This is a genomic window from Staphylococcus sp. FW104-15G4D (assembly GCF_058790135.1).
Genome location: NZ_JBYTCH010000002.1, coordinates 142,281 through 161,660, shown reverse-complemented (window position 1 = coordinate 161,660; position 19,380 = coordinate 142,281). Strand labels below are relative to the sequence as shown.

Annotated in this window: 21 protein-coding genes; 15 read left to right on the top strand and 6 right to left on the bottom strand. The window is 31.9% G+C overall.

Annotation, left to right across the window (positions count from 1 at the left end; all coding sequences use genetic code 11):
• The first annotated feature begins 24 nt into the window (after positions 1–24).
• Both AC3WQX_RS07225 and AC3WQX_RS07220 read left to right on the top strand, forming a co-directional pair.
• Positions 25–672 carry an HlyD family secretion protein gene (locus AC3WQX_RS07225; RefSeq protein ID WP_002432737.1) on the top strand — a complete coding sequence of 216 codons (648 nt, stop codon included), beginning with the start codon at positions 25–27 and terminating at the stop codon, positions 670–672.
• A gap of 12 nt (positions 673–684) precedes the next feature.
• Positions 685–2,736 (top strand): DHA2 family efflux MFS transporter permease subunit, encoded by a 2,052-nt coding sequence (locus tag AC3WQX_RS07220; protein WP_037550167.1) that lies wholly within the window; start codon positions 685–687, stop codon positions 2,734–2,736.
• Positions 2,737–2,909: 173 nt separating this feature from the next.
• Here the strand turns inward: AC3WQX_RS07220 and AC3WQX_RS07215 are convergent, their stop codons facing one another.
• Positions 2,910–3,548 (bottom strand): hypothetical protein, encoded by a 639-nt coding sequence (locus tag AC3WQX_RS07215; protein WP_037550164.1) that lies wholly within the window; start codon positions 3,546–3,548, stop codon positions 2,910–2,912.
• A gap of 217 nt (positions 3,549–3,765) precedes the next feature.
• Here AC3WQX_RS07215 and AC3WQX_RS07210 point away from each other — a divergent pair, with 217 nt between their 5' ends.
• Entirely contained in the window at positions 3,766–4,665 is a 900-nt protein-coding gene (locus AC3WQX_RS07210; RefSeq protein ID WP_023351247.1) for an alpha/beta hydrolase, read from the top strand.
• A 51-nt stretch (positions 4,666–4,716) separates the two neighbouring features.
• Here AC3WQX_RS07210 and AC3WQX_RS07205 read toward each other — a convergent pair whose 3' ends face one another.
• Complete coding sequence (locus AC3WQX_RS07205) at positions 4,717–5,109, bottom strand: hypothetical protein (protein ID WP_492739985.1); 393 nt, start codon at positions 5,107–5,109, stop codon at positions 4,717–4,719.
• 2 nt (positions 5,110–5,111) lie between these two features.
• The gene (locus tag AC3WQX_RS07200) at positions 5,112–5,588 is read right to left on the bottom strand and encodes a thioesterase family protein (protein ID WP_037550161.1); all 477 of its coding nucleotides are present in this window, start codon (positions 5,586–5,588) and stop codon (positions 5,112–5,114) included.
• Positions 5,589–5,695: 107 nt separating this feature from the next.
• Between AC3WQX_RS07200 and corA the strand changes: the two genes are divergently transcribed.
• Together corA and fni are read left to right on the top strand one after the other, a co-directional pair.
• Positions 5,696–6,643, top strand: a complete 948-nt coding sequence (gene corA / locus AC3WQX_RS07195) for a magnesium/cobalt transporter CorA (RefSeq protein ID WP_002432313.1) — start codon at positions 5,696–5,698, stop codon at positions 6,641–6,643.
• Positions 6,644–6,688: 45 nt separating this feature from the next.
• Positions 6,689–7,738: a type 2 isopentenyl-diphosphate Delta-isomerase gene (gene fni, locus AC3WQX_RS07190; protein WP_047796623.1), complete on the top strand. Its 1,050-nt coding sequence runs from the start codon at positions 6,689–6,691 to the stop codon at positions 7,736–7,738.
• 129 nt (positions 7,739–7,867) lie between these two features.
• On the opposite strand, the gene gltS is transcribed toward fni, so the two are convergent.
• A complete protein-coding gene (gene gltS, locus AC3WQX_RS07185; RefSeq protein WP_002453872.1) occupies positions 7,868–9,076 on the bottom strand; it encodes a sodium/glutamate symporter in 1,209 nt (402 codons plus the stop codon).
• 330 nt (positions 9,077–9,406) lie between these two features.
• Between gltS and AC3WQX_RS07180 the strand changes: the two genes are divergently transcribed.
• Genes AC3WQX_RS07180 through AC3WQX_RS07170 form a run of 3 tightly spaced genes read left to right on the top strand, consistent with a single transcriptional unit; the run spans position 9,407 to position 11,086 of the window.
• The gene (locus AC3WQX_RS07180) at positions 9,407–9,730 is read left to right on the top strand and encodes a PadR family transcriptional regulator (RefSeq protein ID WP_016898615.1); all 324 of its coding nucleotides are present in this window, start codon (positions 9,407–9,409) and stop codon (positions 9,728–9,730) included.
• A complete protein-coding gene (locus AC3WQX_RS07175) occupies positions 9,723–10,283 on the top strand; it encodes an HAAS signaling domain-containing protein (RefSeq protein ID WP_002453870.1) in 561 nt (186 codons plus the stop codon). The genes AC3WQX_RS07180 and AC3WQX_RS07175 overlap by 8 nt, the downstream gene beginning before the upstream one ends.
• Positions 10,280–11,086 carry a DUF4097 family beta strand repeat-containing protein gene (locus AC3WQX_RS07170; protein ID WP_070597498.1) on the top strand — a complete coding sequence of 269 codons (807 nt, stop codon included), beginning with the start codon at positions 10,280–10,282 and terminating at the stop codon, positions 11,084–11,086. The genes AC3WQX_RS07175 and AC3WQX_RS07170 overlap by 4 nt, the downstream gene beginning before the upstream one ends.
• A 45-nt stretch (positions 11,087–11,131) precedes the next feature.
• Here the strand turns inward: AC3WQX_RS07170 and AC3WQX_RS07165 are convergent, their stop codons facing one another.
• Positions 11,132–11,740, bottom strand: coding sequence for a DNA-3-methyladenine glycosylase (locus AC3WQX_RS07165; RefSeq protein ID WP_023351251.1), 609 nt, complete (start codon positions 11,738–11,740; stop codon positions 11,132–11,134).
• Positions 11,741–11,944: 204 nt separating this feature from the next.
• On the opposite strand from AC3WQX_RS07165, the gene AC3WQX_RS07160 reads away from it, so the two are divergent.
• The 3 genes from AC3WQX_RS07160 to AC3WQX_RS07150 all read left to right on the top strand — a co-directional run bounded on the left by AC3WQX_RS07160 (position 11,945) and on the right by AC3WQX_RS07150 (position 13,602).
• The gene (locus tag AC3WQX_RS07160; protein WP_023351252.1) at positions 11,945–12,538 is read left to right on the top strand and encodes a DUF805 domain-containing protein; all 594 of its coding nucleotides are present in this window, start codon (positions 11,945–11,947) and stop codon (positions 12,536–12,538) included.
• A 127-nt stretch (positions 12,539–12,665) separates the two neighbouring features.
• Positions 12,666–12,863, top strand: a complete 198-nt coding sequence (locus AC3WQX_RS07155) for a helix-turn-helix transcriptional regulator (protein ID WP_002453866.1) — start codon at positions 12,666–12,668, stop codon at positions 12,861–12,863.
• Positions 12,856–13,602, top strand: a complete 747-nt coding sequence (locus AC3WQX_RS07150) for a hypothetical protein (RefSeq protein WP_227489903.1) — start codon at positions 12,856–12,858, stop codon at positions 13,600–13,602. Before AC3WQX_RS07155 ends, AC3WQX_RS07150 begins: the two co-directional genes overlap by 8 nt.
• A 44-nt stretch (positions 13,603–13,646) precedes the next feature.
• On the opposite strand, the gene AC3WQX_RS07145 is transcribed toward AC3WQX_RS07150, so the two are convergent.
• The gene (locus AC3WQX_RS07145; protein ID WP_070597499.1) at positions 13,647–15,266 is read right to left on the bottom strand and encodes a ribulokinase; all 1,620 of its coding nucleotides are present in this window, start codon (positions 15,264–15,266) and stop codon (positions 13,647–13,649) included.
• Positions 15,267–15,459: 193 nt separating this feature from the next.
• On the opposite strand from AC3WQX_RS07145, the gene AC3WQX_RS07140 reads away from it, so the two are divergent.
• From AC3WQX_RS07140 to AC3WQX_RS07125, 4 genes are all read left to right on the top strand, one after another.
• Positions 15,460–16,359 carry an ABC transporter ATP-binding protein gene (locus AC3WQX_RS07140; RefSeq protein ID WP_047796619.1) on the top strand — a complete coding sequence of 300 codons (900 nt, stop codon included), beginning with the start codon at positions 15,460–15,462 and terminating at the stop codon, positions 16,357–16,359.
• On the top strand, positions 16,352–17,587 hold the full coding sequence (locus tag AC3WQX_RS07135) for an ABC transporter permease (protein WP_213667922.1): 1,236 nt from the start codon (positions 16,352–16,354) through the stop codon (positions 17,585–17,587). The genes AC3WQX_RS07140 and AC3WQX_RS07135 overlap by 8 nt, the downstream gene beginning before the upstream one ends.
• Before the next feature lie 244 nt (positions 17,588–17,831).
• Positions 17,832–18,158 carry a YnfA family protein gene (locus tag AC3WQX_RS07130; protein ID WP_002432587.1) on the top strand — a complete coding sequence of 109 codons (327 nt, stop codon included), beginning with the start codon at positions 17,832–17,834 and terminating at the stop codon, positions 18,156–18,158.
• A 29-nt stretch (positions 18,159–18,187) separates the two neighbouring features.
• A complete protein-coding gene (locus AC3WQX_RS07125; RefSeq protein WP_049428336.1) occupies positions 18,188–19,198 on the top strand; it encodes an aldose epimerase family protein in 1,011 nt (336 codons plus the stop codon).
• Positions 19,199–19,380: the final 182 nt, after the last annotated feature.

The following is a 19,380-nucleotide window of genomic DNA, read 5'->3' as shown; positions in this document are numbered from 1 at the left end:
AAAAGCAAATAGGAGGATATATTCATGAAGAAAATGGTATTAGTGAATGTCATTACTATCATTGTCTTAGTAGTTATAGGTGTTCTAGCTTTCTGGTTCTGGAACAATGCGACTAGCTACGTAACTACTGACAACGCAAAAGTAGACGGAGATCAAATTAAAATCTCAAGTCCAGCTTCAGGACAAATTAAATCTCTTGATATTAAACAAGGAGATAAACTTGATAAAGGTGATAAAGTAGCTGAAGTTTCAGCTCAAGGTGAAGGTGGTCAATCTAAAGATATGAGCATCAAAATGCCTCAAAAAGGTACTATCGTAAAAACTGATGGTATGGAAGGGTCTATGGCTCAAGCTGGTAACCCAATCGCTTATGCATACAATTTAGATGATTTATACATTACTGCTAACGTAGATGAAAAAGACATTTCTGATGTAGAAAAAGGAAACGATGTAGACGTTGATATCGACGGTCAAAAAGCTTCTATCAAAGGTAAAGTTGAACAAGTTGGTGAAGCAACTGCAGCTAGTTTCTCATTAATGCCTTCATCAAACAGTGACGGCAACTACACTAAAGTGTCTCAAGTAGTGCCAGTTAAAATTTCTCTAGATTCTGAACCATCTAAAAATGTTGTTCCAGGTATGAACGCTGAAGTTAAAATCCATAAAAATTAAGGGGGTCATTTTATGACAGCGACCTTCATTATTGTTTATATTGTTATAGCGCTCATACTTATTGGTCTTATTAATGTTTTTCTTTCTAAATCTAGGAAAAAAGCAAAAGGTCAAAAAGCGGAACAACGTTCGACTAAGGATTCTAAGAATCAAAGTTATCAATCTAAATTTAAAGCAAGTGATCTAGATAAACAATCTGAGTCTAACAATGCTTCAAGTCATGTCAGAAATCATTCTGATAATATCGAAGATGATAAAAGAAAACATCACTTCGAATCTACTAAAGAGGGAGATCAAAGATCTTCTAATGCAACACATTCAGAAAGTAGATATGATGACTATCCTGGTTCTTTACGTCGTTCAGATCAACATGAAGAAGAAAACGTAGAGAAACACGATAATCAAAATAATCATTCTACAGAATCAAATGAAGAATCAGATGAAGTTTTAAATCCTATTAACCCTAATTCTGTAGAAGGTAGAGTTAATGAGAAAATTAAAAACCAAGAATCTAACTTCATTTTTGGTAAAGGTATTTCAAGAGGTAAGATTTTAGCTGCAATGTTATTTGGTATGTTTATTGCGATTTTAAACCAAACATTATTAAATGTGGCATTGCCTAAAATTAATACTGAATTTAATATTTCTGCATCAACTGGACAATGGTTGATGACAGGTTTCATGTTAGTCAATGGTATTTTAATTCCAATTAGTGCTTTCTTATTTAACAAATATTCGTATAGAAAACTATTTATTGTGGGCTTAGTGCTCTTTACGATTGGTTCACTTGTCTGTGCGATTTCGTTTAACTTCCCAATTATGATGGGAGGACGTGTGTTACAAGCCATTGGTGCAGGTATCTTAATGCCATTAGGTTCTAACGTTATTGTAACGATTTTCCCACCTGAAAAACGTGGTGTTGCAATGGGTACAATGGGAATAGCTATGATCTTAGCACCAGCCATTGGTCCAACACTATCAGGTTATATCGTTCAAAACTATCATTGGAACGTCATGTTCTATGGTATGTTCTTTATCGGTTTAGTTGCAATTATTGTAGGTATGTTTTGGTTTAAACTTTACCAACGTACCACAAATCCTAAAGCCGATATACCAGGAATTATCTATAGTACAATAGGTTTCGGTGCTTTATTATACGGTTTCTCCGAAGCTGGTAATAAAGGCTGGGGTTCTACGGAAATTGTAACAATGTTTGTTATTGGTATTATCTTCATTGTTCTATTTGTAATTAGAGAGTTAAGAATGAAGGCTCCAATGTTAAATCTTGAAGTATTAAAATATCCAACATATACACTTACAACAGTTATCAATATGATTGTAATGATGAGTTTATATGGCGGTATGATTTTACTTCCTTTATATTTACAAGATTTACGTGGCTTCTCAGCATTAGACTCAGGCTTACTCATGCTTCCGGGTGCCTTAGTCATGGGTGCTTTAGGTCCTATAGCTGGTAAGCTATTAGATACTATAGGTATTAAACCATTAGCAATCTTTGGTATCGGTATTATGACTTATGCTACATGGGAATTAAGTAAATTGAACTTAGAAACGCCATATCTTCATATTATGGGCATATATGTATTGCGTTCGTTCGGTATGGCATTTATTATGATGCCTATTATGACAGCAGGTATGAATGCTTTACCTGCAAGATTGATCTCACATGGTAACGCATTTGTTAATACAATGAGACAATTAGCAGGTTCTATCGGTACAGCTATATTGGTAACAGTAATGACGACTCAACAAACCAATCATGTTGCAGCATTCGGGGATGAATTAGATAAAACCAATCCTGTTATCCAAGATCATATGCGTGAATTAGCACAACAATATGGTGGCGAATCAGGTGCATTAAAAGTGTTATTACAATATGTTAATAAACTTGCATCTGTTGAAGGTGTTAATGATGCATTTATCATTGCTACTGTTATTAGTGCTATCGCATTAATCTTAAGCTTATTCTTACAAAGTAAGAAAAAAGCAGAAGCGTCAGCTAAAAAAGCTAACGCAGAAGATAAAACAGCTCACCAAGAGTAAAAACTAATTAAGAGATAAAAATGTGTTGTGGGGACACTTAGAGCCACTTACAATCGGAAGATTGTTAGTGGCTCTTATGCATGCGCGAGAGCGCAGGCGAACGGATTAAATTATTAATACGAATAAAAGGCCAATCCAGAACTTGATTAAAAGTTCTGGATTGGTCTTTTGCATTATCTTATACGTGCTAGTCGATTACGGAAGAATAAACTAATGAATAAGAGTGCAATACTACAAGCAAGTAAAATGAGTGCATTATGTATTGCATCAGCTTCATTAATTACTTGGTCTGGAGAAACAGTTAAATAATATTGTTTAAGAGATTCAGAAATTTTTTGCGCAATTGTATGAATAATATAGCTAAAATACAAAGTAATCAGTAACATAGCTGCTAAAATAAATAAATTGAAAATCTTCAATAAAGTTCTATTAAGAATAATTGTAATTACAGTAATAAACATACTAACTAAACAAAGAATAAAGAATATATTAAACACCATTATGAGGTTATCTATAGATTTTTGTAGATCATCCATATTGCCCAAATTAATATTTAAATTACCGATTTTAGTTAGAGTATCTTGGAAGTTTTGAATTTCATGGAAATTAATTGTTTTATTAGCGAAAGCAAGGTTAAAAATAGGTTGTTTCAACATACTATAACCTGTTATAGCAGTTAAAATGAGTATGATCAGATGGATGATAATACTAACCCATGAACGCTTTTTCTTCCCATATCTTTTGCCTCGGTGTATTTCTTGCTCATGAAATTGAGCGTTGAAGTTACTTGGATTTTGATTAGGTTCAGACACTAAGATGCCTCCTTTAATTTTGCTGTCCTATATTTATCATTTTCACTTTATGTTTGTTATAATTGGCTTTATTCAAGACATATACGCGCAAACATAAAGTGGTTTAAGATTCATCTAACTCATATAATATTATATCTTTTTTAGAAAAATGAATATAGCACTTTAAACAAATTGTTTTCTAAATTTAAAATTTGAAAAGAGGTAGGTCAAGCAAGCTATGAAAAATCGTTTAATGAATAGAGTAGTCAATAAATATATACTTCATAACAGATCAATATTTTTCGAAAATGACGATGAGGTAGAGCAATTTTTAGAAAAAAGAAGAGACGAAAATAGTAAAAAACATAAACAACCCTCATCATTAAATGTAAAAGCAAATCTTGATAAATTATCTTTAGGGGATATGCAAGTATTCAGATTTAATTTCAGACATGAGTCTAATAATAAAATTCTGTATTTACATGGGGGATACAATACATTGCAACCCTCACCATTCCACTGGAGATTGTTAGATAAATTAGCATTAAATACATTACATGAAGTTGTGCTACCTATTTATCCTAAAGCGCCTGAATATCACCTAGAAGATACATACAACGCGATTAAGGAAGTTTATGATGAATTAGTAGCTGAAGTTGGTGTTGATCATATCGTCATCATGGGAGACGGTTCAGGTGGCGGATTAGCTATGCGATTTGTACAATCCTTAATTGAGGAAAATGAACCTGTTCCAAGTAAACTATTCTTAATTTCACCACTTTTAGATGCGACACTATCAAATAAAATGATTACCGAAGACTTAGAAGACGAAGATATATTAGTAAGTCGATTTGGTGTGAATGAACTTATGAAAGTATGGTCTAATGGTCTACCATTAACGGATAAACGTGTTTCACCACTCTATGGTGAGCTAAGAGGATTACCTCCTGTATACATGTATGGAGGAGGCAAGGAAATACAAAATCCTGATATGAAAGAGCTCGCACGTTTACTAGAAGATTATGGTCAATATGTTGAGTTTAATGAATACCCAAAAATGGTGCATGATTTTCCATTATATCCAATAAGACAATCACATAAAGTCATCAAACAAATTACGAAGGCTATTCGGAAATAAAGAACAAGGACTTTGGTTAAATCAAACTACCAAAGTCCTTGTTCTTTATTGTTATTCTATTATCGAATTAATATGTGTGACAATAAAATTTTGTCCTTTTAAATAGTAAAAAGATGCCATAAAATCATCAAATTGACGTGGTATGTCAGTAAAATTACTAAAAGTAAATTTCTTTTCTAAGTTTTGATCTTGAAGATATTTTTCAAAATTATTATATTGAATAAGAAATTCTTCATCGATTTGGTTCTCATCAATAAGCGTAAATATTTCATCAATCGCAAACTTTTGTCCTTGTAAATAACTCATATGAATTGCTCGTTTAAAAAGTTGAGATGCAGGCCCATTGATGACTAATTCTTTCTGATTGTTTAACTCACTCAACTCAAATTTAACGTCATCTTTCAAATCTATAAGCTCGTTTTTTATACGTTTCCTAGTAGGCATAACTATTCTCCTTTCTTAGGTATACCAATGCGATGTCCTATTTGTTTAGGCCACTCAATTTTTTCCTGTTCTAAATCATAAGCTTCTATAATTTCCATATATTTCTCAGGAAATGGTGCAGAGCGCCGTTGATTCTTGTCGATACCCATCATCATTACTTCATTTGTAGCAGCTATAGTTCCATCTTCATGCAACATTCTTAAAAATAAGTGCGTACGTTTATAATCATAGTCGTAAAGGTATAATTCTACAGTGAATGACTGATCAAGAGACAGTTCTGCTAAATATGTAGTATGTGCTTCTATTGTAAATACTGTAAATTGACTTTCTTCTCTTTCTTTAAGAGATAGCCCATGACTATAATTAAACTCATTAATTACATCGCTAAAAATTACATTATAATATGCATCATGCATATGGTTATTATTATCAATCAAATCTTCAGTTACTTTTCGTGTTACAGTAAATGTTTTAGACATCTCTTATCCCCCTTGAATATAACTCTATCTTACTAAATTAAATTAACACATACACGTGATTGATTTCATGATAGAATGTAACTGAGATAATTGGAGGGGGAAGTAAGATGACAATGACCGTAAGATATCAATCTTTAACACAACCTCTTACGGAAGTATCAAATATTCAAGACGTCCCTAGTGATGCGACAATTATTTGGTATGATTTTGAAAATGCTTCAAATAAAGAAAATGAATTTCTAAGAAATAAATTCGATTTTAACTATTTAGAAATTGATGATGCTATTACAGGTATACCACGAGTTAAATACAAAGAATATAAAGAATATCAATATATGATTTTTCACAGTATTATTGATAAAGATTATTCACCCATCGCATTAAATGTATTTCTTCAAAATAATATACTTGTCACGTATCATCATAAACCTTTTCAATCTTTAAAGAGGGTCGCCGAATATAATGCTGAAAACCATGATTCAGAATTAGATTGCGCGGATATAGTGATACATATACTTGATAGTATGGTAGATAAATATTTCGATTTCGTATATGGTATTGAAGATAAAGTTTATAATTTTGAAGCTCGTCATGTTGATGATCGCTATAGTAAGAATGTGATGGAAAACGTTTTTCAGTTACGTTCAGATTTGATTAAAATTAAACGAGTTATGTTTCCAATGCAAGAAGTTGTTGATACGATTAAGAGTGAAGGTAATATCATTAAAGATGCTAAACACTCAATGTACATTCAACATATTGATGACCACCTTATTAAACAGAGAAATGTCATTAGAACAGCTCAAGAAATGACAAATGAAATTCGAGAAAATTATGAGTCATTCACCTCATTTAGAATGAATAGTATTATGCAAATACTCACACTTGTATCAGTTATTTTCTCACCTTTAACATTTATAGCTGGTGTTTATGGAATGAACTTTGATTATATGCCAGAGTTAAAATGGCATTATGCTTATTTTATATGTTTAGGCGTAATGCTTGTGATAACAATTGTTTTAGTCGTCTTTTTCAAAAGGAAAAAATGGTTCTAAAACTTTAACAAAAATATTTGAATTTAAACAAAGGAAGGTATTTCAATGAGTGATTCACTGAGAGAACAAAGAAAAAATGAACATGTAGAAATTGCTATGTCTCAACATGATGCGCCTCAATCTGATTTTGATAAATTAAGATTTGTTCATCATTCCATTCCTAGCATTAATGTCGATCAAGTTGATTTAACAAGTCATACTTCTCACTTTGATATGCAATCCCCAGTGTATATTAATGCGATGACGGGCGGTAGTGATTGGACGAAGCAAATTAACGAAAAGTTAGCAGTAGTCGCTAGAGAAACTGGACTAGCAATGGCGGTTGGATCTACACATGCTGCTTTAAGAAACCCTAAAATGGCAGAAACATTTAACATTGTAAGACAGACTAATCCTGAGGGTATGATATTTAGTAATGTTGGTGCAGATGTGCCTGTTGAAAAGGCGTTACAATCAGTTGAATTACTTGAGGCACAGGCATTACAAATTCATGTGAATTCACCACAAGAATTGGTTATGCCAGAAGGTAACCGTGAATTTGTAACTTGGATGGATAATATAGAAGCTATTGTGAATCGCGTGGATGTACCAGTAATTGTTAAAGAAGTTGGGTTTGGTATGAGTAAAGAGACCTTTAAGTCTTTAGCTGAAATTGGCGTTCAATATGTAGATGTAAGTGGTCGTGGTGGAACGAATTTTGTTGATATAGAAAATGAACGTCGTTCAAATAAAGATATGGATTACTTAACCCAATGGGGGCAATCGACAGTTGAATCTCTACTTGAAAGTACAGATTATCAAGATAAATTAAATGTATTTGCAAGTGGTGGGTTACGTACACCTTTAGATGCAGTAAAAAGTTTAGCCTTAGGTGCTAAAGCTGTTGGTATGTCTAGACCATTTTTAAATCAAGTAGAGCAATCAGGTATTACTAATACGATTGAATATGTAGAATCTTTCTTAAATCATATGAAAAAAATTATGACGATGTTAGATGCTAAAGATATTGATTCACTTACTCACAAAGATATTGTATTTAGTCCTAAACTACTTTCTTGGATTGAACAACGTGGCTTAGATATTCACAGAGGCTAAAGTTTAATATATAAAATGTACGAAAATATAAATTAAAGGCTGAAAGAAGGCTTCGTTACGAAGCTTTCTTTCAGCCTTTTTTAGTTTAATTATATGCACGATTGTTTTCATGCTATTAGAGGTTACGTATTAACTAAAAAATTGTATAAAGCTCATTACAATAATAACGCCGATTAGATCTATTAAAAATGCACCAACTATAGGAACTACAAGATATGCTTTAGGTGAGCTACCATACTTTTTAGTAATAACGTCAAGGTTAGCCATTGCATTAGGTGTCGCACCTAAACCATGACCAATAAATCCACCAACCATTACTGCAGCATCATAGTCTTTACCTAGTCCTCTGAATAATACGAAGATAGAGAATAGTACCATGAAGACGACTTGTATCAATACAATGATGATTAAAGGAATAGCGAGTGAATAAATTTCGGTAAGCTGAATACTCATTAATGCTAAAGATAAAAAGATACCAAGTGAGATATCACCAATTTGGTCGTTAATTTTTAAATCAACAATGTTTAATCCAGCAAATTCTGATACATTTCGAATGATAACGGCAACAAACATTGAACCAACATACATAGGAATGTTGACGCCAGTCATGTGAGTGAATGTATCTCCGATATATGTCCCTAAAGCCATACAAAATACTAGAATTGTAAATTGAATGAAAAATATTTGTGTTGGTTTAAATTTATTATGAAGTGATTGGTTATATTCTACTTCACCATAATTCTTATATGATTCATCACGATGTTCTGGAGTAAGGTTATATCGTTTTATTAAGTATTTAACAACTGGTCCGCCGATTAATCCTCCAAAAACAAGACCTAGTGTTGCGGCAGCAAGTGCTGCGGTTACAGCGGAATCAATACCCATGTCTTGGATTGTTTTACCGTATGCAGCTGCATTACCATGTCCACCTTCCATTGACATAGAGCCAGCAGTTAACCCTAATAAAGGCTGGATATTTAAAATTTTAGCGAGAGATACACCTATAATATTTTGACATATCGCCATGATTCCACAAAACATGAAATAAAGAAGCATGACTTTACCGCCAATTTTAAACAACTTTAATGATGCGCCTAAACCAATAGTAGTGAAAAAGGCCAACATAAAGAAATCTTGTATAAATGATGCATCGAGTTTGATTTTAACAATATGTAAAGAATCAAGAATGGCTACGAGAATTGAAAAGAGTAAACCGCCTATAACTGGAGCAGGTATACATATTCTCCTTAATATCGATACATGATTAATGATTGATTGTCCGATTAAATATAGAACACATGCTAAACACAAGGTTGTGATTGCATCTAACTCTATCATAAAAATGCCCCCTTAGAAGTAGTCCCAAAACCTATGTTTAATACTTAATCTATATAATTATGTAAGCGTTATAAAAAGCCATAATAACCATTATACATGTAGAATTTAAATAAATCTAGGAAATCAAATAATATTATTTATATATATCTAGTATTCAGAACATTTTAATTTGAATTAAATACAAGTTTAACAATAAATTAAAAAATGCACGTTAAATTTACATAATGTTAAAAATCATTACCTTGCAATGTACAGTAGTGGGTGCTATATTAGTTATAACAACTACTGTGTATTGTTCAATACTGAATAATACATAAAGGAGGTAGATACATGAACACTCAATTTAAAAAGGGCGCTCTAGAGTTAATTGTCTTATTAATTATTAAAAAAGAAGATCAATATGGGTATTCTTTAGTTCAAAATATCTCACGCTATATGACTATTGCGGAAGGGACTGTGTATCCATTGTTAAGACGTTTAGTCAAAAGTGGAGAACTTGCTACTTATTATCAACCATCATCAGAAGGTCCATCTCGAAAGTATTATAGTCTTACTGAACAAGGGCTGGAAAGATTAGACATACTTAAAAATGAATGGGATTTATTCTCTAAAGCAGTCAATCAATTTATAGAGGAGAGTGAAGCAAATGAATAAAGATCATTATTTAAAGTTACTAAAGAGATATTTAGGACATATCAATAATGATGAGAAGCAAGATATTCTAAATGAGTATGAAACACATTTCTATAGTGGAAAACAAGAAGGGAAATCTGAAGAACAGATTTCTCAAGAACTAGGTAATCCAAAATCTATTGCAAAAGAATTAAGAGCTACTGCAGCGGTCGAGAGAGCAAAAAGTAATAGCTCAATAAGTAATATTTTTTCTGCGATTATTGCAGTTATGGGACTCAGTTTATTCAATTTCTTTATTATATTGTTCCCCGCTGTCATGATCTTTTTTGCAATTGTATCTTTAATTCTCTTCACTATTTCAATGCTAGGTGCACCAATAATGCTAATTGTTAAAGGATTTATTGATGGTTTTAGTTCAATTATTCTTTACGATGTTTTTATGGCTGGACTAATGTTCGGCATTGGATTAATGGTCGTAGTTATAACTATTTATATTATTAAATGGATATATATTATGATTGTGAAATATCTAAAATGGAATGTCTCAGTTGTGAAAGGAAGTGTTCAGTCATGAAGAAATTTCTTATCACATTATTTATTTTTGGCTTTGCTTTAGTTGTTATATGTGGTATAGGTCTGTATGCACAAGGAGAAAAACTTGAAAAAAAAGATAGCTACAACGATAAAGTAACGACAAATCTCTCAAAAAAATATAAAAAAGATATTCGCTCGATTGAAGTCAATTCTGACATGAGCGATGTTACAATCAAAAAAGGAAATCACTTCTCAGTAACATCTAGAGGTGATGATAAGAATGTAAAAGTTAAGAGTTACATTAAAGATAAACAGTGGATTCTTAAAGAAGAAACTAAAGAATCAGTGATTAACTTTAGGCCTTTAAATAATGTCGAAAATCATATCACTATAACAGTTCCTAAAAAAACTAATAAATTGTCTGTGAATGCGAGTGATGGAGATTTAAAAGTAAATAATATTAATGTTGAAAAAGCAAAATTGAATGCTGATTCAGCTGATATATCAATTAACAAAGGTAAGTTTGATCAGCTTTATGTGAATAATGATTCAGGAGACATTTCAACATCAAATATTAATTCCAAAAAACTTATAAAATTGATCAATGACTCAGGAGATATTAATTTGCAAAAAATGCAACCTGATGTAAATACAAATATTAAAAATGATTCAGGAGATATTTCATTACATTATAAAGAAAAGCCTAAAGATACCCTTTTAAAAATACATAATGATTCAGGTGATTCTTATGTAGGGTTAAGGGAATTAAAAGATAAAAAAGTAGGTAATGGTAGTAAAAAACTACAATTATTTAATGATTCAGGAGATATTAAAGTGAATTAAATGCAAAGAAGCGAGGATGCTTTTAACGAGTTCCTCGCTTTCTAATTATTTCCAAGTATGATCTGGGTTTTGAAAGTCTGATTTACGCATTCGTGATACATAGGGATTTCCTTTGACAGTATAACGTAAGGGTTTATCAGTCCATTCTCCTTTATTTGGGATGCCTATTCTTCCACTTTCAATTATTTCTTTAGGAAATTTTCTGTTTTTAGTATCTATGGATAATCTGCAATCATTTAATGTTGAGCCATCGATAGCTCTTGGTATATTTAAAGCTTTAGTCCATTTACCTGGACCGTTAGTTATCTCATATCCAGTTTTTCCACGATTAGCTTTCATTGCTTCAATACCGTCTTCTGGTTCAATTGCACGAATGAGTACTCCTTCTGGAACACCCTTAGTGCGAGTAACAAAATTAATCAATAAATGAGTATGCATGACATGTGCGTATATGGTCCCACCATTTTTGTATAGTGAGGTGACTTTGGGAGTTTGCTTTCCACCATAACCATGTGCAGCCTTGTCTTTAAAACCTAAGTAGGCTTCAGTTTCTACAATGTAACCAGAATAATATTGGTATTCATCTTGATATATGATTTTAACCCCTAATAAATCTTTTGCTGTTTGAATCGTTTGTTTATTAATAAAGTCCACTGTGATCTCACCTTAGAAATTTATAATAAGAATTCTTTTTGACTTTTTAAATTGAGAAATAAATTTAATTATATATTTTGATTAAACTTATGTTTTGATATACTCAAAATGCTAGTTACTTTCCAAGTGTACTCTTCTTAATTTATCAAAGAGTAAATAAATTTAAAACACTTTTACATAACAGAGCATAAAGGAGATTTAAATATGCGACAAAAAGCGAGATTTGGACAAGCGCTTAAATTATTTTGGTCTAACTATGTGAACTTCAAAGGACGCTCAAGACGTAGTGAATTTTGGTATGCTATGTTGTGGAATTTAATATTTATGATTCCTGGCATCATAGGACTATTTCTTGGGTACGTTTTTATTATTTCTGGTGCAATAAGTAATAAAGAAGGTAGTCTTCTCTTCGGTGGAGCGTGTCTTATTATAGGTGGTTTATGGTATCTAATCTATTCACTCGCAACATTAATTCCCAATTTAGCTATTTTAGTGCGTAGATTTCATGATTTGTCACTTTCAATGTTGATACCTATTTGTTTTATTGTTGCCAATTTTATCATATATATCATATCTAATATTATTGTGGAAAATCCTAATACGTCTGAAAATGGATATGCTTTAACTTTTATTATGATATTAAATATATTCATCTGGGTTTTCTCAATTTATGTTTTAGTGATGACATGTTTAAATAGTAAAAAAGAAACTAATAAGTATGGTCCGAGTCCTAAATTTACAGATTTCAATCATAGTTTAGATGGCGAAAATCATAATCCATTAGATAAAGATGAATAATTTCAAATTTTAAGCGATCTCTTTATGAGGTCGTTTTTTTAGGTAAGGATGTCGTATATAATTGACTATTCATTGTTCATTTTATTATGATAAAAGTAATTATGATTGAGGAAAAGGGGCTGTAACATTGAATAGAGTAAAGCAATATAGAGCACATCAAAAAATATCGCAACTTGCTTTAGCCCGAGCAGTAGGCGTTTCTCGACAAACGATTAATATGATAGAAAATGATAGATATAATCCATCTTTGAAATTATGTATAAACATCGCTAAAGAACTCAATGTCACATTGAACGATTTGTTTTGGGAGGATAAAAATGGTTAGCAAGCTATTCAATGTCAAAGACGAGTATCAACTAGAACAATTTAATCGCTTATTTGCCAAAATAAGTGCCCTTGTATCTATTTTAATGTTGGCTTTGTTATATTTTGAAGCTATTTTTGATGTTGAGAGGTCTTATTTATCACCTTATTTAATAGGTGTATTACTTTGTCTCATCGTATTAGCATGTATGTTAATGACAAATGGGTATAGTGAAGAATCGAAAGAAATATATGTTAGAAATGAAGAAGAGAAAAAGTGGCTTAAAAAAATGAGTTTAAAAAAACGTATGATAGCTTTCGGTATTACTAGCATTTATTTACTTTTAGTAAATTTAATCATTGTGCCTTTAGTAACTAAGGGCCATATCGATAGGTTTCAATTTTCGCAAATTACTCCATTTATTGTACCATTTATAATTTTGATACTCAGTGATAAAAGGATTAAAGTATCAAAGACACCTACCGCACCAGCTAAGGAAAAGCTGAATACCACAGATAGGTTACTTAATTTAATCCCTCAATACAATTTTAGCGATGAGTATGAACGAATGAGAATAGAAATGGAATATGCCAAAAATTGTATATGGTTATTACCTGCATTATTAATCATATCCATTGTAGATATCATCATTTCAGTGGTTATGCACCATATGCCGTATGCACCTTTGATTACACTTCTTATAATTGTCATTTTTATAGCCATTGCTTTATTCAAAGTACACAAGATAAAAAAAGCTTAAAATAATAGTGGTCAAAGTAAAATATCTACTTTGACCACTATTTATTATTTGTGTATATAAGATAAAGTTGGATGTTCACGTCCAAGAATATCATGAAGTTGACGATACTTATCAAAGAGTCTTTTATAAGCTTTCACTTTTTCGCTTTCAGGTTCTTTAACGTAATGAATAGGTTGCTTCATATGCTCTACAGCATCTTTAAGCGTCGAATAAGCACCACCAACATTTGCGCCTAACATAGCAGCGCCTAATGCTGTTGCGTTTGATGATTCCAGCACAACTACTTTTTTATTTAACACATTGGCGTAAATATCGACTAAGAGTTTACTTTTTTTAGGGATACCCCCAGAAGCATAAACGGTATGAACAGGAATATGATGGTCTTCAAATTGATTCATTATCATTTTTGTACCGAAGGCAGTAGATTCTAAGTAAGCACGATGAATCATTTCGAAAGGTGTTTGTAATGTTAAACCGAACACACTACCTGTAAGGTGACTATCACTTAGAATACTTCTATTACCATTGTGCCAATCAAGTACTATAACATGTTGATCTTCTACATTAATATTACTTGCTAACTCTTCCAAGTACTCAAGTAAGGGGACATCACTTTCAAGGGCAGTATCAGTAATTGACTTTGGAGCCAGTTGTTCTGAGTAACTAAATAGATCACCAACAGCGGCTTGGCCTGCTTCATAGGCATATAAACCGGGTATAATAGCATCTTTTACTGAACCAGTAATTGCAGGAATAGGTTCTTGTTTAGGATCTAGCATAAGGTGGCAGGTACTCGTTCCAATAACAGCTGTGAATTCGCCTTGTTCAATGGCACCTGCTCCTAGAACGCCTGAATGTGCGTCAATCATGTATGGAGAAATTTGAACTTGAGAGGGAAGTCCCCACAATTCCTGATAATATTCAGCTAAAGTGCCTGCGCTTTCTCCAATATTAATTACTGGTGCTTCACATTTTTCTTTTACAATATTAGGTAAATCTTTGTCTACAGCTTCGAAAAACGCATAGTTAAAACCATTTTCTCTATTCCAAAAGCCTTTAAAACCTATACCGCAATTGGAACGTATATTTTTATATGTAAGTAAACTGGTAATGTAATCTCCAGCTTCCATAATATAATGAGTGTGTTCTAACAATTCAGGAGCTTTATGTTTCATTTCAAGTATTTTCGGAATCATCCATTCACTATTGACGCTTGAACCATAATAATCAAGCCAGTTCTGATTCTCTTGTTGATTAACTTCAACCATTTGTGTTGCTTCATCTTGAGCCCCATGATGCTTCCATAATTTGACATATGCATGGGGATTACTTTTAAAATTATCATGTCTATGTAGAGGTTCGAAATGTTCATCTAAAAATACAATAGTACAACTTGTAAAATCTACACCAATTCCTATTACCTCATTTCTATTCACTTGACTTTCTTCTAATACATGCGTAACACCATTTTCAAGTATGTACTGATAATCATCAGCATTTTGTAAAAAATAATTACGCGGTAACGTTTCCCCGTATAGTGATTCAGCAATAGTACCGTGAGGATATGTCTCTTCATAGCTTGAAATAATATCGCCATTTGATGTATCCACCAGAATCACTCGACCAGAAGCGGTGCCATAATCAATTCCAATACTGTAGCTCATTTTACTAACCCCTTTATTTTATGAAGATAATCAACGTCTATTTAACGATGAATTGTTTGTGAATAATGATAGGGCTTTCAAAATTATTTGTAAAGTTTATTAATTTTATGAAGTTTACTTATATTATGCAATTAAATAATGTTATATTGAAAAAGAATTCAAAATAGAAATTTTAGTGTTAGGAGTAGAAACGATGGGTTTGTTAATTGAACATGTCACCAAGAAATTTGGAGATTTTACAGCAGTAAATGATATTTCGCTAAGACTTGATAAGGGGAAAATGTTGGGATTCTTAGGGAGAAATGGTGCGGGAAAAACAACGACATTTCGCATGATTCTTGGCTTAAGTGAAACAACAACAGGCCATATTACATATGAAGGGAAAAATATTAACAAACATATGTATAACAAAGTTGGCTATTTGCCAGAAGAGCGTGGCCTACATCCCAAAATGACTGTAGAGGAAGAACTCACTTATCTTGCCACTTTAAAAGGTTTATCAAGTAGAGATATTCAACAACGTATTGATTATTGGTTAGAGCGATTTGCAATTACTGAGAATCGAAAGAAACGTATTCAATCTTTATCTAAAGGTAATCAACAAAAAATTCAATTACTTGCAAGTATGCTTCATGAGCCAGAATTACTTATTTTAGATGAACCTTTTAGTGGGCTAGATCCCGTTAACGTTGAATTACTTAAACGTGCAGTTAAAGATTTAAATGATAAAGGATCTACTATAATATATAGCTCACATCGAATGGAGCACGTTGAAGAACTATGTGATGACGTTTGTATTATTGATAAAGGACAACTTGTTGTTTCAGGAGATATACAGAAAGTTCGCTCTGAACATGGTAATAAATTAGTTATCGTCGAATCAGATCACCAGATAGATGGTCTTGATGATATACCAGGAATCTTGAAAAAGGAGCATCGTAAACATGATGTTCGTTTAACGATTGAAAATGAAGCGGTTGCGGAAAAGATTTATAATACTGTAATTAAACAAGGATACGTGAGACGTTTTCAAGTCTTAGAACCATCGCTTAATGATATATTTATCGATAAAGTAGGTGAACTACATGAGTAAATTTTGGTCAACATTCAAACTCACTTATATGAGTAAAATTAAATCAAAAGCATTTATTATATTTATGGCCATCGTTGTTGTGCTCATGGTTGGACTTTCAAACATAGATAAAATTATGGGGTTATTTGATCATGGTCCAGATAAAGTAGGTATAGTTACACAGAATGAACAAATATATAAAGTGTTAAAGCAACAAGGACATAGTCTTGAAGATGACGCGAAATTTAAAAAAGTAAGTAAAACCAAAGCAGAAAAGTTAGTTAAAAATGAAAAATTAGATAGAGCCTATATAGTCAAACAAAATAAAGATAATCAATTGTCAGGTACTATATTAAGTAAGGACAATGTTGATGTTGAAGATAAACAGCGGTTTACTGAAGTATTAACAACAATGCAATCTCATTTAGTTGCCTCAAAGCTTGACTTAAGCCAAAAAGAGTTAAAACAATTGCAATCGCAAAGTCAAGTAGATAGTAAAATCATGTCTGATAAAGAAGATAGTCAATTAAATTCTGGCCAAAAAACGCTAAATTACATTTTGATTTACGCAACATTAATGCTAATATTTTTCATCATTTTCAACTTTGCAGGTCAAGTGGCAATGGAAATTGCTACGGAGAAAACATCACGGGTGATAGAAATGATAATTACAAGTGTTTCACCAGTTGTACATATACTTGCTAAAATTGCTGCAGTAATTGCTGTTGCTTTCACTCAAGTTATCATGATTATTCTTACGGCATTAATATGTATATTTGCATTTGATTTAAAGAAATTGTTCAAAAACTTTGATATACAAATGAATCACCTTGCATGGCAAATTATTGTTGTGAGCTGGCTATGTCTGATTGTAGGTATTTTCTCTTATGTGTTGCTTGCAGCTATTCTTGGATCGCTCGTCTCAAGAATTGAAGATATGAATCAAACTTTAATGCCATTAACATTATTAGCTATGATTGCATTTTACATCGCGATATTTAGTATCATGAAGCCAGATATGTTACTCACTAAGATTACAAGTTTTATACCATTTTTAGCACCGTTCGAATTATTAGTACGATCTCAATCATCTGATCTAGACATATGGGAAATTATTGTCAGCATGGGGTTATCAGTGATTGTGATTATCTTATTATTATGGATAGCAGTAAAAACATATAAAGATTCTGTTCTCACATTTGAGAAAGGATTATTTAAATCTATACATCGACTCATTAAAAATAAATAACTCAGTAAAGCCAAGTATTTGAATTTTCATCAAATATTTGGCTTTTTATGTGGTTAACCTATGGAATAATAAAAGAAAAAGTGTAACAATATGTAAGTGAAAACATCGTCGTTAAATTAATGATAGATTTATAGAATTTAACATTGATACAATGTAACTTAACATATTAAATAAATTTCTTTTGAGTTTATCTACCTCTAAACAATAAAGAATGAGACTATTTGATAGGGTGGTGCATTGTATCGTGTTTTATCCAGTATTTATTTTTATATTAGCAGGCCTTTGTGAAATTGGCGGAGGCTATTTAATATGGTTATGGTTAAGGGAAGGCCATACATATTGGCTAGGTTTAATGGGAGGCATCATACTCATACTTTACGGCGTGGTTGCAACGTTTCAATCATTTCCTACTTTTGGTAGAGTATATGCAGCTTATGGAGGCGTATTTATTATAATGAGCCTGTTTTGGGCTTATGTAGTAGATAAACAATCGCCAGATAAATATGATGTTATAGGCGCTATAATATGTATCATCGGTGTGCTTGTCATGTTATTACCTAGCAGAGCTTAATTTAACGTGGTTGAAAGGGAGATTATGTAATGATAGTTGAAGTTGAGCATCAAAGACATGATGTTGATTTAATTAAAATCGATAATGATGAAACAAAAATTGTATTCTCGAACTACGGTGCTAGAATTGTATCGTGGAAATATCATGACAATAACATTATTTTAGGGAATGTAGTAGAAGCGGATGAATTCTATTTTGAAAATCCATTTAACTTTGGTGCGACAATTGGTCGTTATGCAGGTAGGATTAAAGATGCATCATTTAAGTTAGATGGACATACATATGAATTAGAGAACAATGATAGCCCACATCATATTCATGGTGGTTCCAAAGGTCTGGATAAACGTATCTTTGATTATGAAATTATTGATGAAATTGGACAAATTAAAATTATATTCACTACAACAATTAAAGAAATGGAAGATCATTATCCTGGAGATATGACTATTAAGGTAACGCATACATATGATGCTGACCATCGATGGACTGTACAATATGAAGCTGAATCAACGAAAAGGACATTATTCAACCCTACAAACCATGTATATTTTAATTTAAATCGTGATAACAATGTGGTTGATAATCATCGAATGTCCAGTTCATCGTTAAAGATGTATACACTTGATGATGAAAATATCGTGACAGGCGATGAGCCACTCAACTTTAGTCAAATATTTGAAGACGAACACATTCTCTTTAAAGATATATTTGATAGTACGAATCAAAAGCTTCAAGAACAAATGCAACGTTATAAAGGTTTAGATCATCCATTTGAAGTGGGTGACCAACAACTTGCTATAGATAATAAAGAGTTTGAACTTCTGATCGAAACGGACATGCCCAATATGGTTATATTTACATTTAACGAACCTCAAAATTGGGACAGCGATTTTAATATTTATAAATCTCATTCTGGTTTCACAGTAGAAACGCAACATATTCCTAATGACATTAATATGTATGGAGAAAAAGCACAATCAATTTTAAACCCCCATACACCATATTTTTCTAAAACAAGTTATCAAATCAATGAAAAGTAACTCATATCGGATACATTGCTTTATAGCAGTAGTATCCGATTTTTTAGTTTTAAAATTATTTATTATCTCAAAATATAAAGGCTGTTTCAGCAACACTTTCAAAAATTTAAAAATTGATGAAGTAATAATGTACAGACTTTTTTAAAAATAATCGGGTATTCAAAAATAAACAAAGTCATGTA